The 14,722-nt window shown below is 46.9% G+C and carries 12 protein-coding genes and 1 pseudogene; 5 read left to right on the plus strand and 8 right to left on the minus strand.

Annotation, left to right across the window (positions count from 1 at the left end):
• Positions 1 to 53 precede the first annotated feature (53 nt).
• Entirely contained in the window at positions 54 to 2,318 is a 2,265-nt protein-coding gene (lon, locus tag FLB61_RS04850; protein WP_221919532.1) for an endopeptidase La, read from the plus strand.
• 82 nt (positions 2,319 to 2,400) lie between these two features.
• Here the strand turns inward: lon and fabV are convergent, their stop codons facing one another.
• Positions 2,401 to 3,576: an enoyl-ACP reductase FabV gene (fabV, locus tag FLB61_RS04855; protein WP_087200899.1), complete on the minus strand. Its 1,176-nt coding sequence runs from the start codon at positions 3,574 to 3,576 to the stop codon at positions 2,401 to 2,403.
• Positions 3,577 to 3,861: 285 nt separating this feature from the next.
• On the opposite strand from fabV, the gene FLB61_RS04860 reads away from it, so the two are divergent.
• Complete coding sequence (locus FLB61_RS04860; RefSeq protein WP_246599114.1) at positions 3,862 to 4,227, plus strand: ArsR/SmtB family transcription factor; 366 nt, start codon at positions 3,862 to 3,864, stop codon at positions 4,225 to 4,227.
• Positions 4,227 to 4,892 (plus strand): nitroreductase family protein, encoded by a 666-nt coding sequence (locus FLB61_RS04865; RefSeq protein ID WP_221919533.1) that lies wholly within the window; start codon positions 4,227 to 4,229, stop codon positions 4,890 to 4,892. Before FLB61_RS04860 ends, FLB61_RS04865 begins: the two co-directional genes overlap by 1 nt.
• Before the next feature lie 65 nt (positions 4,893 to 4,957).
• On the opposite strand, the gene FLB61_RS04870 is transcribed toward FLB61_RS04865, so the two are convergent.
• The 4 genes from FLB61_RS04870 to FLB61_RS04885 all read right to left on the minus strand — a co-directional run bounded on the left by FLB61_RS04870 (position 4,958) and on the right by FLB61_RS04885 (position 7,158).
• Positions 4,958 to 5,110 carry a hypothetical protein gene (locus tag FLB61_RS04870; protein WP_221919534.1) on the minus strand — a complete coding sequence of 51 codons (153 nt, stop codon included), beginning with the start codon at positions 5,108 to 5,110 and terminating at the stop codon, positions 4,958 to 4,960.
• Positions 5,061 to 5,738: an HD domain-containing protein gene (locus tag FLB61_RS04875; protein WP_087200689.1), complete on the minus strand. Its 678-nt coding sequence runs from the start codon at positions 5,736 to 5,738 to the stop codon at positions 5,061 to 5,063. Before FLB61_RS04875 ends, FLB61_RS04870 begins: the two co-directional genes overlap by 50 nt.
• Positions 5,739 to 5,819: 81 nt before the next feature.
• A complete protein-coding gene (locus FLB61_RS04880) occupies positions 5,820 to 6,245 on the minus strand; it encodes a GNAT family N-acetyltransferase (RefSeq protein ID WP_246599115.1) in 426 nt (141 codons plus the stop codon).
• Positions 6,246 to 6,267: 22 nt separating this feature from the next.
• Positions 6,268 to 7,158 carry a LysR family transcriptional regulator gene (locus FLB61_RS04885; protein ID WP_221919535.1) on the minus strand — a complete coding sequence of 297 codons (891 nt, stop codon included), beginning with the start codon at positions 7,156 to 7,158 and terminating at the stop codon, positions 6,268 to 6,270.
• A 157-nt stretch (positions 7,159 to 7,315) separates the two neighbouring features.
• Between FLB61_RS04885 and FLB61_RS13340 the strand changes: the two are divergent.
• Positions 7,316 to 8,967, plus strand: a pseudogene (locus tag FLB61_RS13340) (ABC transporter ATP-binding protein).
• A 2-nt stretch (positions 8,968 to 8,969) separates the two neighbouring features.
• Positions 8,970 to 10,862: an ABC transporter ATP-binding protein gene (locus FLB61_RS04895; RefSeq protein ID WP_221919536.1), complete on the plus strand. Its 1,893-nt coding sequence runs from the start codon at positions 8,970 to 8,972 to the stop codon at positions 10,860 to 10,862.
• A 102-nt stretch (positions 10,863 to 10,964) separates the two neighbouring features.
• Here the strand turns inward: FLB61_RS04895 and FLB61_RS04900 are convergent, their stop codons facing one another.
• The 3 genes from FLB61_RS04900 to FLB61_RS04910 form a co-directional block, all read right to left on the minus strand.
• Entirely contained in the window at positions 10,965 to 12,068 is a 1,104-nt protein-coding gene (locus FLB61_RS04900; protein WP_221919537.1) for a Fic family protein, read from the minus strand.
• Between the two features lie 318 nt (positions 12,069 to 12,386).
• The gene (locus tag FLB61_RS04905; RefSeq protein WP_087200681.1) at positions 12,387 to 12,779 is read right to left on the minus strand and encodes an SRPBCC family protein; all 393 of its coding nucleotides are present in this window, start codon (positions 12,777 to 12,779) and stop codon (positions 12,387 to 12,389) included.
• A 221-nt stretch (positions 12,780 to 13,000) separates the two neighbouring features.
• Entirely contained in the window at positions 13,001 to 14,683 is a 1,683-nt protein-coding gene (locus FLB61_RS04910; protein ID WP_221919538.1) for a recombinase family protein, read from the minus strand.
• Between the last annotated feature and the right edge of the window lie 39 nt (positions 14,684 to 14,722).

Consider the following 14,722-nt stretch of genomic DNA (forward strand, 5'->3'; position numbering starts at 1 on the left):
GTTTATTCTTTGGCACTCATTTCATAAGAGTGCTGATAAAGCGAGGTGCAGACATGATTATACGACCATTATACAGTACACTTCTATTACCGGAAGTTTCCTATTTTTTCAAAAAAGATTTCTTCTCTGGCTGGACCGATGAGCCCATCGAACCGAACACGGAGATTCTGTTTTTGTTTTTAAAAGATGATAAAGAAGATCAGGATTTTTCCGCTGCGGATTTCTATCCTATCGGTGTCTCCGCAAAAGTGGAGGCTGTCCGGGAAGATGAGAACATCCAGGTTCGCACACTGGAACGTGTGGATATCTCGGACCTGGAAATCACAGACGGCACGATTACCGCTTCCGCTTCCATCCGTCCGGAGAACGTCGATATTTCTGAGGCAGAGGAGCAGGAAGCGTTTTCCCGACTGCGGTCCACTCTCCTGAAATTTGTCCAGAACTATCAGTGGGGTCTGTGGGCAAGAGGATTTCTCCTTCAGCGCAAAAATCTAAATGATACCGCGTGCGCCCTCTCGGATTATCTGAACTTGACTGCAGATGAAAAATATGCCATCATAGCAGCCGATTCACGCAGAGAGCGGGATGAACTGATCATCAAGGCAGTCAACGAACTGATCGAGTTTATCAAAGTGTCTGATGAAGCCCAGGCTGCCCAGAAAGATGACCAGAATCAGCTTTACAGGGAAGCTGCACTGAAAAAACAGATCGATTATCTTCAGAGAGAGCTTGATGACATGCATCCGGAGAATATCTCCGATGTAAGGAAATTTGAGAAAAAGATCGCCCGTTCCGGGATGAACAAAGATGCCCGGCGGGAAGCAGAGAAAGTCCTGAACCGGATGCGCCAGGAAGGAAATGAAAGCCATGAATACGGCATGCTTTATGACTATCTGGATTTCGTCACATCACTTTCCTGGAAGACTCCGAAAGCCGCATCCATCGATCTGAAAAAGGCTGAGGAAATCCTCGACGAAGATCACTACGGTCTTAAGAAAGTCAAAGAGCGTATCATCCAGCAGCTTGCCGTTATGGCTCTGAATAAAAAACAGTCTGGTTCCATCCTGCTCTTTGTCGGGGCTCCTGGAACCGGAAAGACAAGTATCGGCCAGAGCATCGCACGTGCCCTCGACCGCGCATACGTCCGCATCAGCCTGGGTGGTATCCGGGATGAAGCTGAGATCCGCGGACATCGCCGTACATACATCGGAGCCATGCCTGGACGGATCATGGAAGGGATGAAACGAAGCGGCGCTTCCAATCCTGTCATGGTGCTGGATGAGGTAGATAAACTGGCGAAAGATTACGGCGGAGATCCGGCAAGTGCTCTTCTGGAAGTGCTGGATCCGGAACAAAACGGTACGTTTACCGACCACTATATGAACGTACCTTACGATCTCTCCAACGTACTGTTCGTCTGTACAGCCAACACGACGGACACGATCCCGGAACCGCTTTTGAACCGTATGGAAGTCATCTCCTTCCCTGGATACACTGCGGTGGAAAAATATCACATTGCGCGCAGGCATCTCCTGCCAAAAGCACTGTCCTCCACAGGTATCAGTCCAGATATTCTTACTGTAACGGATGATGCCATCCGCAAAATCATCGAAGAATATACGATGGAATCCGGTGTCCGGAACCTGAAAAAGCAGATCGACACCCTCTGTCGGACCGCGGCGGTCAAACTCGTCAAAGACGAAGCTGCCTGCCTTGATATCACGCCGGAAAATCTTCGTGACTACCTGGGCAGAAGCCAGCTCCACCACGAACGCCGCCTGGAAGTCGGCATTCCGGGTGTTGTGACCGGCCTTGCCTGGACGATGTCCGGAGGCGAGATTCTCTTTATTGAAAGTAAGATAACCGAAGGCAAAGGACAGCTCCTGATTACCGGACAGCTCGGAGATGTTATGAAAGAGTCTGTTCAGATTGCACTAAGCCTCGTGAAATCCCTTTTCCCGGAAGAGACAAAGATGTTGGAAAACCAGAGTCTTCACGTCCACGTTCCAGCCGGAGCCGTCCCGAAAGACGGGCCTTCTGCCGGCATTACCATTGTGACTGCTCTTGCCTCTCTGGTAACCGGAAAAGCAGTGGATCCTCAGTACGCCATGACCGGGGAAGTTTCCCTTCGCGGCAACGTCCTGCCTATCGGCGGACTCCCGGAAAAACTGATGGCCGCCCAGCGTGCCGGCATCAGCAAGGTACTGATTCCGTATGACAATATGGAAGATCTGGAAGATGTGGCAGAGGAAGTCCGTGAAAAACTGGATATCATTCCAGTCAAAACCGTGTCTGAAGTACTGGATCTGCTCCTGTAAAAGCAGTTTCCTGTCACATAACGAAAACGCAAAAAGAGGACAGCGCGTCTGTCCTCTTTTTTGTCTATCTTCTACCTGTTTTTTATTTACTGATACTTGGGATTTCTCTCTCCGCTTCTGTATCTGCCTCATAGTCGACATGGTCAAAAGAAAATCCAAACAGATGGTAGAATTCTTCCCAGTATCCGTCGATATCTGCGTACTCTTTCAGATTTTCATCTGTCAGTTTGTCCCAGTATTCCTGCACTTCTCCCTGAACATCCGGACGCATCTCCCAATCGTCAAGGCGGATTCTTCCCGGGATATCTGTCTTAGGTTCTCCTTCGATAAGTCCTCCGTTCCACAGACGTGACATCTGCTGGATCGTGTCTTCGTGGAGCCCTTTCTCTTTCATGACTTTATATAAAATAGACATGTACAGAGGCACAACCGGAATGGCGGAACTTGACTGCGTCACAACCGCTTTGTTCACAGACACATATGCAGAAACCCCTTCTTTTTCCATCTCGACAGCTGTATTGTAAAGATCTTTTTTAGCCTGTCCAATGGTTCCGTCATTGTAGATCGGATAAGTCATCTCCGGTCCAATGTAGGAGTATGCAACTGTCCGGAAATTCTCGGAAAGGAGTCCTTTCTCTTTCAGCGCCTTAACCCAGTCTTTCCAGTCTTCTCCTCCCATCACACGGACAGTCGCCTCGACTTCTTCCGGAGTAGCTGGCTCCACAGTCTTTTCTGTCAATATATTTTTCCCCAGATCCAGGCTCTTGCTTGTAAATGTCTCGTCCACTGTCTTTAACACAGAAGTATACACTGTGCCGTCCGGCATCTGTCTGCGTGGAGCTGCCAGAGAATATACGAGAAGATCGATCTGTCCCAGATCCTGGCTGATCAGCTTAGCTGTCTCATCTTTGATCTCTTTGGAATACGCATCCCCGCAGATCGTCTTTGCATAAATTCCGTCTTCTTTGGCAAATTCTTCAAAAGCAGCTGTGTTGTACCATCCTGCCGTCGCCGTCCGGTTTCCGGATGCCGGACGCTCAAAGCAGACACCGATCGTCGGGGCGTCGTCTCCCCAGGCAGCACAGATACGGGAAGAAAGACCATATCCCGTAGAGCATCCGATGACAAGTGTCCTTTTCTTTGTCTTCGTCTGCGGCTGGCTTTTTACATACTGAATCTGCTCATATACATTTTGTCTGCATCCGTCCGGATGTGCTGTTGTACAAATAAAGTTTTTTACTCTTGGCTTTATAATCATTTTTTCCTCCCTGTGATCGTCATGTTCTCTTGTCCGATTCAGGACTCGCTGGAGAATCTTTCTCCATCCGATAAATTCCACTACACGCATTTTACCACAAACATGCCGCCGCGTCCATAAAATCTGAGGATTCAGGATGGAATATAGCCCAAGCCATTTTGCAGCACTGCCAGAGAACTGCCTAGGATAATTGTCCTTCATTCGTCTCGATTTTCTTTACCAACGAACATTTTTCCGAGCGCTGTGGTATAATGGTTTAAGTAAATGAGCGAAAGGTGTGAGAACTTGCAGGATATAAAAAAATTAGCGATTGAATTCAAACAGTGCCGTAAGATACTGTTGGCTTTGGGCGATGAGAACCGTCAGCATCTCATATTGGAAATGATGCAAATGGGAGAATGCGGAGGCGTTCGAGTAGGTGCAATTACTGAAAAGACAAATCTGTCACGTCCCGCGGTGTCCCACCATCTTCAAATCCTGAAAGATGCCGGTCTTATCAAGATGCGTCGTGAAGGGACAAAAAACTATTATTATTTCGATGCAGACACGGAAGCAATGAATCAGCTTCTGCAAATGCTTACCCACGCAAAACATATTATGGAAAATCTGCCAGACAGAAGCGAAGAAAATGATAAGTGGAGGAAATATTAATGGAAATAATGGACGCAATGAAAAACAGGCATAGTGTTCGCCAGTATACAGACAGACCGATCGAAACAAAGATCCTGACAGAGCTGCAGGCGGAAATAGATGCATGTAACCGAGAAGGAAATCTGCACATCCAGCTTGTGAAAAATGAGCCTAAGGCATTTGACGGTTTTATGGCTCATTACGGAAAATTCAGCGGTGTCACAAATTATATCGCATTGATCGGTCCAAAAAGCAGCAGGCTTGACGAACTCTGCGGTTATTACGGCGAAAGACTGGTGTTAAAAGCGCAGCAGCTTGGATTGAACACCTGTTGGGTTGCAATGACTTACAAGAAAGTCTCCGGTGCGTACGAAGTCAGAAAGGGAGAAAAACTGACCGTCGTCATTTCGCTTGGATACGGAAAAAGCCAGGGATCCGCACGCAAATCAAAGTCCGCGGAAGCTGTAAGCAATATCCGTTCTGATTCTCCTAGATGGTTTAAAGCAGGGGTCGAAGCAGCGCTCCTCGCCCCTACAGCTATCAATCAACAGAAATTTACACTTACCTGCCATGGCAGTACGGTATCTGCAAAAGCGGGAAATGGCTTTTACACCAAAATAGATTTGGGTATTGTAAAATATCATTTTGAAATCGGTGCCGGAAAAGAGAATTTCGACTGGAAGTAATGAAAAAACAGATTCCGCTTACATCACAAGTCCGGGCTGGCTTTGCCACCCCGGACTTGTAGTTTTTACAGGCTCTCTTTAAATATTTCAATGATCTCGCTGCGGCTAAGTGCCTTATATCCGCCTGTCATAGGAAGTGTGACATCCGCATAGTTTTCCAGCATATCTTCACTGGCGCCAAGTTCTGTGATGTTCATCACTGCACCCAATGCTCTCATCCAGTCTTCCATCGCTGCAAGACCTATATAGTTCTTTTCCCATCTTCTCCTCAAAATATTGTTTCAATTCCATGTTTCGGTCCCATTTTTCCTGCGGGTAATAACCATATCTGCTCTTTACATCGTTCATCCGCTCTTCCAGCGTCACGATGCCGTCCGCCACAGCGATGGAATCACACAGCTGAATCAGATAATCATAATCGTCGTACTCCATCGTTTCCAGCATCCTTCTAAGTGTCTCCTGCTTTTCTTCTGATATGTCAAACTTTCCAATGTAATCTTCTATTTTTTTCAGATTGAAAGAATGAGAAAGAGCCGTCCTCGCAGCTTTCTCGTAACCAAGATCCATCAGGTAACGGTACCCATCATAGACATGTGACAGGTGGCCGACGCCAAACCGCCGCCCAATATCGTGCAGCAATCCACATACATAAGCCTTTTCCTCATCTATACCATCACATTGTGCCGCGATTTTCCCGGCCGCTTCGGCTGCGTATTCGCTGTGCCGGATCCACGATCCCGGATTCCTCCTTCCTGCCTCTTCGAGCAGTGCTCGGGCCTCACGAACAGATGGAATACCATCTTTTCGTTCTTTGCAAGTATCTCCCTCTTGTCCCCTGTCATTCATCTTGCTTGTCCTCTTTTCATTTTCCTGTATATACGAAACTGATTCACACTTCTGATCTTCCAATCAGAAGAAGTCAACTCTTTATACTCCATCCATTTCACTTGACATTTTTATAAATCCGCAGCACCCAATTTCAGACATATTCTGAAAACCTAATGATTTGTAAAATCTTATGGTTTTCTGGGTATTATCAGTTGCCAACTCTATTTGGCGGACATGACGGAACCGTTCCAAAACCTGTTGTACCAACACGGTTCCAATTCCCTTTCTCTGATATTCCGGAAAAACCAAAAGATCTTGTATAAAAATAATCGTATACCCATCGCCAACTACACGAACAATTCCTAAAAGCTTGTCATCTTCATATGCAGCCAGAATCAGGAGAGAGTTTTCGAATCCTTTTTTTAAAACACCCGGATGGTCTGTGTATGCAGTCCAGCCTACACTGGAATACAATGTTAAAATTTCCTCTTCATTGTAAGACGAATATTCTCTAACTTCCATCATAATTTTCCTCCATATTTTCTCTTTATATATCCAAGGCAGTCAAGTTTTCTTTTGCACACTGTATAAATGCTTTCAATGCCGGATTCCCTTGCAACGATTTGTAGTATATACCAAAAGATACCTGATCTACATCTTTTAATGGAATTCTGGAAATCAGGGGCGTATCCGGCACCAGGAAATCCGGCAGGACAGAGATCCCATATCCTGCTTTGACAAGAACGGTAATCGCTTCTGCCGATTCGCAAAAATAAAATTCGGAAGGCGGACGTTCTCCCATGAGCTGCCCCTGTGTCTGGGCAATGGAAAGCATTCCTTTTGGCGGTACAAACAGCACGAAGCGTTCTTCTTTTATATCACACAGACGTAATTCTTTTTGGCCGGCCAGAGAGTGGCTTCCAGAACAGATACACACCATAGGAACCTTTGCAACTTCCTTGTAGAGAGCATTGATCTTCACATTTGCGGACTCTTTGAATCCTACGACCGCGTCCAGATCTCCCTCCTCCAACATCCGGTAAATATGCTGGAATGGAATTTCCTGAAGCCGAGGATGCAGCTCAGGGCGGATTGTACGCAGCGTTTCCAGTGTATCAGCCAGCAAAAACATACAAGGGAAATTGTAGCACCCGATTGAAAGGGTTTCGATGTTTCCTCCTGCCACACCACCAAATCGCTTTTTTGCCCGGTCCGAAATCGCCACGATCTGTTTGGCGTCCCACAAAAATACTTTGCCTTCATCTGTCAGTTTGACAGACCGTGTCGTGCGCTGAAACAGTTTTACATTCAATTCCTTTTCCAGTGACTGAATCTGCTGACTGACCGCCGGATGTGTCACATGCAGCTGCTTGGCTGCCTGTGCAAAATTGAGATATTCCGCGACAGCCAGGAAACAGGAAAGCTGAAACGTATTCATTGTATCACCTCTTTTGATTAGTAAGGTTTTCTTTCCAATATTAACACTTTCTAAATTCACTTTCAATAAGAAAGCCGTATAATATTATTTAGGCGGACGCCCGGGACCGAACGGTCCGCCTCTAAAAATCAATGGAAACGAAATTGGAGGAAAGCATATGATTAAAACACTGTTGGCGCAGGTAACGCAATACAAATCTGCTTCCATCCTTGCGCCGGTTTTTACAGCGGGAGAGGTATTGATGGAAGTGCTGATCCCCTTTGTTACCGCCTCAATCATTGACAAGGGAATTGAAGCGGGAAATATTCATCAAGTTTATTTTTATGGCGGCATTATGCTTGCCATGGCATTTTTGAGCCTGATGTTCGGCATCCTGGCAGGACGATATGCCGCAAAGGCCTCCTCCGGCCTGACCTGCAACTTGCGGGATGGTATTTACGAAAAAGTACAGACCTTTGCCTTTTCCAATATCGACAAGTACAGTACCGCCGGTCTGGTTACCCGTATGACTACCGATGTGACCAATGTACAGAACGCCTATCAGATGATTTTGCGGATCGCTGTCAGAGCTCCGTTGATGCTGGTCTGCAGCATGGTCATGTGTTTTTTTATCAGCGTAAAGCTAAGTACGATTTTTTTGGCGGCCATTGTGATTTTGGCCGCAGCTCTGATTTTCATCATGCTCCGCACCACAAAGGTATTCAACGAAGTATTCCGTAAATACGACGATCTGAACGCCAGCGTACAAGAAAATGTCTCTGCTATACGGGTCGTAAAAGCATTTGTGCGGGAAGATTACGAAAACAGCAAGTTCCAAAAAGCAGCGGAAAAACTCTACCGTCTTTTCGTCAAGGCAGAAAGTACCCTGGCCCTGAACAACCCGGTAATGATGCTGGTAGTCTATGGCTGCATCTTGGCTGTGTCCTGGTTTGGCGCACACTTCATCGTAGCAGGCGACTTGTCCACCGGCAATCTTACCAGCCTGTTCAGCTATGTAATGAGCGTATTGATGTCCCTGATGATGCTCTCTATGATTTTTGTGATGATTACTATGAGCGCTGCCAGCGGACGCCGGATCACTGAAGTTCTGAATGAGGCTCCCGATATGACCGATCCTGCACAGCCAAAAAGATCGGTATTATTGGCGGCACTGGATGCGGCAAGTCCAGTCTGGTCAGCCTGATCAGCCGTCTGTATGATGTGGACAGCGGAAGCGTCTGCGTAGGAGGCGAGGATGTCCGCTCTTACGATATGGAAGTGCTGAGAAACCAGGTAGCTGTGGTACTTCAGAAGAATGTGCTGTTCTCCGGTACCATTTTAGATAATCTTCGCTGGGGCAAGGAGGACGCTACCGAGGAAGAGTGTGCTGAGGCTTGTCATCTGGCTTGTGCCGATGAATTTATTGAGCGTTTTCCTGACGGATACAACACCTGGATCGATCAGGGTGGCAGCAATGTCTCCGGCGGTCAGAAGCAGAGGCTTTGTATCGCCCGTGCTCTTTTGAAAAAACCTAAGGTTCTGATTTTGGACGATTCCACCAGTGCCGTGGATACGTCCACCGATGCGAAGATCCGCGAAGCCTTTACAAAAAAGATTCCAGGCACCACAAAGCTGATCGTGGCACAGAGGATCTCCAGTGTGCAGGATGCAGACCGTATTCTTGTCCTGGAAAACGGAACCGTCAGCGGATTTGACACCCTTGCAAATCTTTTGAAAACCAATCCGATTTACCGTGAAATTTACGAAGCGCAGACCCAGGGCGGCGGAGATTTTGATCAGCCCGTCCTGAATGGAAAGGGTGGTGTTTAGATATGACAAGACAAAAAAACAGCAAAATGAGTGTCCGTCAGCAGCTTAGCGCTATGGGACGAGTGCTTGCCTACATGCTGAAAGACTACAAGTTTTCTTTCTTCATGGTGGTGGTGTGTATCCTCGGATCCGCACTTGCAACACTTCGGGGCACTCTGTTTATGCAGAGCTTGATTGATGACTACATCGTGCCTCTGACTCAGGCACAGACGCCGGATTACTCTAAATTGGCGGCAGCTCTTGTGTCTATGGCAATTACCTATGGAGTTGGCATTCTCTGCGCCTATGGCTATAACCGGATCATGGTCAATGTCAGCCAAGGCACGATGCGAAACCTGCGCGTCGAATTATTCCAGCACATGGAGTCCCTGCCCATCCGCTACTTTGACACCCACGCTCATGGGGATATTATGTCCGTCTATACCAACGATGTGGATACCCTTCGCCAGCTGATGAGTCAGAGCATCCCACAGGTTATCAACTCCATCATAACCATCCTGACCTCTTTTGTCAGTATGTTCATCCTGGACATTCCCCTGACCATCATTACTTTGGCCGTCATTGGTGTCATGGCTTTTGCCACCTCCAAGATTGCCGCAAAATCCTCCCTTTATTTTGCCCGTCAGCAAAAAGATCTGGGGGCAGTCAACGCTTACATTAAGGAGATGATGGACGGGCAGAAAGTAGTGAAGGTGTTCTGCCATGAGTCCAAGAGCCTGGAACAGTTCCGTAAACTCAACGATGAACTGCGGGAAAGCGCGGATAAGGCCAATACTTTTTCCAACATCAGTATGCCGGTAAATGTGAATCTTGGCAATGTCAGCTATGTGCTTTGTGCTGTTGTCGGCGCTGTTTTTGCTCTGAACGGCTATCTTGGCTTAACCCTTGGAACCCTGGTCTCCTTCCTGACGCTGAACAAAAATTCTACCCAGCCGGTAAGCCAGATCAGCCAGCAGCTTAACAGCATTGTCATGGCCATGGCCGGTGCTCAGCGAATCTTTGACTTGATGGATGAACAGCCGGAAACGGACAAGGGCTATGTGGAACTGGTCAATGTGAAAGAAAATGCTGACGGCAGTCTGACAGAGACCAAAGACCGCACCAACGTATGGGCCTGGAAACATCCCCATAAGGCAGACGGCACGATTACCTACAAGAAACTGGAGGGCGACATTACTTTCCACGATGTGGACTTCGGCTATGAGGAAGGAAAGATTGTCCTGCACAATATTAAACTATACGCAACTCCTGGGCAGAAGATTGCTTTCGTGGGCTCTACCGGCGCTGGAAAAACCACGATTACCAACCTGATCAACCGTTTCTATGACATCGCTGACGGTAAAATCCGTTATGACGGCATCAACATCAATAAAATCAAAAAATCCGACTTGCGCCGCTCTTTGGGAATGGTACTTCAGGACACCCATCTGTTTACCGGCACTGTCATGGATAACATCCGCTATGGACGTCTGGATTCCACCGATGAAGACTGTATCGCAGCGGCAAAACTGGCCAACGCGGACGACTTTATCCGCCGCCTGCCCGATGGATACCAGACAGTCCTTACCGGCGACGGCGCTAACTTGAGCCAGGGACAGCGGCAGCTTTTGGCCATCGCCCGCGCTGCTGTAGCCGACCCGCCGGTATTGATTCTCGATGAGGCGACAAGTTCCATCGACACCCGCACAGAAACGCTGGTACAACAGGGCATGGACGGCCTGATGCATGGGCGTACTACCTTTGTCATCGCGCACCGGCTTTCTACCGTCAAAAATGCCGACTGCATCATGGTGCTGGAGCAGGGACGCATTGTTGAACGCGGAACCCATGACCAGCTGATTGCAGAAAAAGGGCGATACTACCAGCTTTATACCGGAAATGCCATCGGAGCATAAGCTATGACTAAACTAGCCAGCCTGTGCAGGTAAATCCTGCGCAAGCTGGCTAGTTATATATTAAATCCATTGATTTGTTACTTGGAAAGCAGTACTACAGTCTCAATCCTGCTTCTTCCTGAATCTGTACTTTCCTTTGCCGTGTCCGGATACTGGTTCGATGATTCCGTGCTCTGACATCTCTTTCAAAAGCTCCGATGCTCTGGACGGTTTGATGTCAATTACCCTGATCACATCCGAGCGTCCAAAAATCGCCTGATCGGGAAACGCCTCTCGAAGCTCCACAATATGTCTTACTGTTTTCCGTCGAAATAATTTCTCAATGTCCGCTTTTAATTCTTCAATGTCCGGTTTTACAGTGTCAATGTCCGGTTTTTCTACTTCTTTGAATGTACCGCTGATATGCAATGCCCGGTTATGGAGCGGATGGTTCTCATTCAGAAGAAGGTTTCTTAAGAACATCTCCAGATACTCTGTCGTCTCATGTATACCGTTTTTCAGATCATTATAGTTTGCCCGGACGAGAGAATTGCGGAAGTACCACGCATTCTCAGCAAAAATGTCATTCGTCACATCAAAACCAAGGATACGCAGATATTTAATAAAGAACACTGCCGTTGTTCTGGTGTTTCCCTCTCCGAAGACATGGATCTGCCACAGTCTCGAAATGAATACCGCAAGGTGATGGATGATCTCATCCATTGAAAGATTGCGGTAAGAGAACTTTTTCTCTTCTGAGAAATCGTAATCCAACGTTGCTCTAAGCTCCGTAGCGCTGCCATAGATTACCGTCGCCCCATCAAGCACCCATTCTTTCTTCGTGATGTTGTAATTCCGGATACATCCTGCATGAGAGTAGATGCCGGTAAACAGCTTTCTGTGAATGGAAAGATATTCATTTGGAGTAAAGCTGAACGCTTTCTCGGAAAGGAGCGCTGCAATTCTAACTGAGACCTTGTCCGCCTCCTCGGTACGATCTTCTGCATCGTGGGCAGGATTCTCCTCATAATAGGCCTGCAGAAGAGCATTTGCCTCCTCAAAAGATATCTTGCCCTCAATATTGCGGACAGCCGTATGCACCAAGTATTCGGATGTCTTCAGTCCGTCAACTGCCTGCAGTCCAATTGCCGTATGCCATGCATATCCCTTGTCACGTTTATTTGGTTCAGACTCTCTAATATATTCTTTAAAAGGATCATTGTTCAATTTACGTCACCTGCCTTTTTGGTCTCTGTAAGAAAGCCGCCGCTGCCTTATGCTTAATCTACCAATCCGAGGTATTTGATACAATCACACTTTTTACTTTGGATTTGAACACCTTTTGAACATTCCCTGTGGCTGGCAGAATTGCTGCGACTTTGCATTTTTGCGCTGGCTTGTATTCTTTCAGTTCCGCTAACTGGAAACTATAACAGCTACCATTAACAATATAGAAAAGAACTTCATACTTTCCCACCGCAAATTGCAATTCATCTATCATATTTTTCAATATTCACTGTGACTTTCGAAAACTGATTTGAAGCATTACGGTAAAGCCTTTCTCAAATCTGCAACATATAATTCCTGCTGCTTTTTCAAATACATTTTGACAAACGGCTTCATAAAAATTTTCTTTGCCGTTACCTCCTCGGTAAAATCAATCTCTGTATAGTTGTCTTTCTCAGTGAAAACACCTGTCCAATGTCCCTTCATATTACTGTTTTCCATATCGAACTCCCAGCGTTTACATGGTTCTGTACAGGTAATGGTAAATGTTGTTGGATATCCATCTTTTGTATATTCAATAAACTGATTCTTACCCGAGATTTCGATTTTGCTCAGATCGCTACGCCATGAATAGTTGTGGATAGAAGTCACAACGTCCCAGACTTTTTGGATATCACACTGAAAATTGGCCTTTATATTTGAAACTGCCATATTTTGAATCCTCCATAAATATAGTGCAACTCACTACTATAATTCACACATCATAATATATTCCTGCCATTTCAGCAACTCCAGTATTTTGACCATACGCTGTGAGCCGATTCCCTGCCCCCGGTATTCCTTATACAAAGAAATAGCAAAGGATGGCATGCCGTTCCGAATCTGACGAGTAAATGCCCGGAAATCCCAGAAATACTGCACTTTTTCAGCGATCAGTTCTTAACCCGTGACATCAGTACAACCGTCTCGATTTGTTCTTCGTTGTCCAAACTGATACTTATGTCTTCCTCGATGATCGGCAGCTTAAATTTGATGGATTTCAGCCACTGTCCATTAGGTTGACGCTCCGGGTAAATCTGTATCTCAGAGATCAGCGCCTCGATCAGCTGCCGCCGCTCCACATCGTTCATCACGCCGTACAGTTTCTCAAAATAAATCAGAACTTTATAGATATTGTCGCCGGTCAGCTTTTCTGCTTCAACGGCCTGCTTTTTAGCTCTGGCGGCAATCAACAACGATTCTGTATCTTCAATCTTATCATACATCCTGTAAAGGCGGTCATCAAGATCAGCCTTGCGCCGGACATAATGCCGGTCATCCGGGTCGAGAGAGTCAATTTCTTCTGCCAGCTTTGTTTTGATGGAATAGTGCTGGCGAAGCTGCTTCTCGTAGTTTGCAATCTCCTGGTCAATGGCAGCAGTATCCACCTTCATGTTGATTTTTTCCTGCATCATGGCAGCAAACTTCGGATTGCTCACCAGCTTTACAATGACTTCTGCCACGGCATCGTCCAGCAGTTCTTCCCGAATCTGCTTCTTGTAATCGCACTTGTGCCCACGTATCATGGAGCGGTGCTTGCAACCGTAGTAGTAAAAATCCTTATACTTGGTGCCGTCCGCTTTGTGCTTGATGCTTTTGTTCCCATACATTCCTGCCTCGCAGACAGGGCACTTTACAATGCCGGAAAGAAGATGTACATGCTCGTCCTTCCCGCGATTGACGTGTTCATACTTTTTTGCTTGTGCCAGCAGCTTCACCTGCGCCGCTTGCCAGACTTCTTCCGAAACAATCGCTTCATGTTGCCCGTCTGCAAGCAAATAGTTGTCCTGCTCCACCAGTTTATATTCGTTTCTTGTGCCACGAACTTTTTCCGTCTTGCGTCGGCCATAGGCGATTTTCCCGCAGTACACCGGATTTTTCAAAATCAAGCGAATCAAATGTGCGTCAAACAGAGGATTCTTCCCATTCTGCCGGGGAATTTTGCGGATGCCATGGTTCTCCAGATATTTAGCGATTCCGTTTGCACCAATATCCGTATGTACATACTGGTCATAGATGACGCGGATCGCCTCCGCTTCTTCCTCGTTGATAATCAGTTTCCCATCCACCAGCTGATACCCATAGGGGGCAAAGCCACCGTTCCAGCGGCCCTCCCTTGCTTTTTGGATACGGCCCTCCATGGTTTGGACACGGATATTTTCGCGCTCAATCTCCGCCACAGCAGACAGGACGGAGATCATCAATTTGCCCGCGTCTTTGGAAGAATCAATGCCGTCCTCCACACATACCAGATTGACGCCAAAATCCTGCATGACCTGAAGGGAAGAAAGCACGTCCGCCGCATTTCTGCCGAAGCGGGACAATTTGAATACCAGAACATAGGACACGCCATCTTTTCCGGATTTGATGTCCTCCATCATCTGGCTGAATTGCGCCCGGCCTTCAATGGATTTTCCAGACTTTCCCGCGTCCTCATATTCACCGACGATCTCATAATCGTTATAGTCTGCGTAGGCTTTCATTTTGGCTTTCTGTGCATCCAGCGAATAGCCATCCACCTGCATAGCGGTGGAGACTCTGGTATAGGTGTAAACTTTTATCTTCTCTTTCTGCATCTTAATCTTCCTCATGTGGTGCCAATCGAAAAATTGGAT

Origin of the sequence: Sellimonas caecigallum (genome assembly GCF_019754295.1) — a bacterium.
In the GTDB taxonomy this organism is placed as follows: Bacteria; Bacillota; Clostridia; order Lachnospirales; family Lachnospiraceae; genus Sellimonas; species Sellimonas caecigallum.

Bases quoted from the DNA above. Each gene is read 5' to 3' on its own strand.
- lon (WP_221919532.1), top strand. From the start codon at position 54: ATGATTATACGACCATTATACAGTACACTTCTATTACCGGAAGTTTCC.
- fabV (WP_087200899.1), bottom strand. From the start codon at position 3,576: ATGATTATAAAGCCAAGAGTAAAAAACTTTATTTGTACAACAGCACAT.
- FLB61_RS04865 (WP_221919533.1), top strand. From the start codon at position 4,227: ATGGAAATAATGGACGCAATGAAAAACAGGCATAGTGTTCGCCAGTAT.
- FLB61_RS04870 (WP_221919534.1), bottom strand. From the start codon at position 5,110: ATGAGAGCATTGGGTGCAGTGATGAACATCACAGAACTTGGCGCCAGT.
- FLB61_RS04875 (WP_087200689.1), bottom strand. From the start codon at position 5,738: ATGAATGACAGGGGACAAGAGGGAGATACTTGCAAAGAACGAAAAGAT.
- FLB61_RS04880 (WP_246599115.1), bottom strand. From the start codon at position 6,245: ATGATGGAAGTTAGAGAATATTCGTCTTACAATGAAGAGGAAATTTTA.
- FLB61_RS04885 (WP_221919535.1), bottom strand. From the start codon at position 7,158: ATGAATACGTTTCAGCTTTCCTGTTTCCTGGCTGTCGCGGAATATCTC.
- FLB61_RS04895 (WP_221919536.1), top strand. From the start codon at position 8,970: ATGACAAGACAAAAAAACAGCAAAATGAGTGTCCGTCAGCAGCTTAGC.
- FLB61_RS04905 (WP_087200681.1), bottom strand. From the start codon at position 12,779: ATGGCAGTTTCAAATATAAAGGCCAATTTTCAGTGTGATATCCAAAAA.
- FLB61_RS04910 (WP_221919538.1), bottom strand. From the start codon at position 14,683: ATGCAGAAAGAGAAGATAAAAGTTTACACCTATACCAGAGTCTCCACC.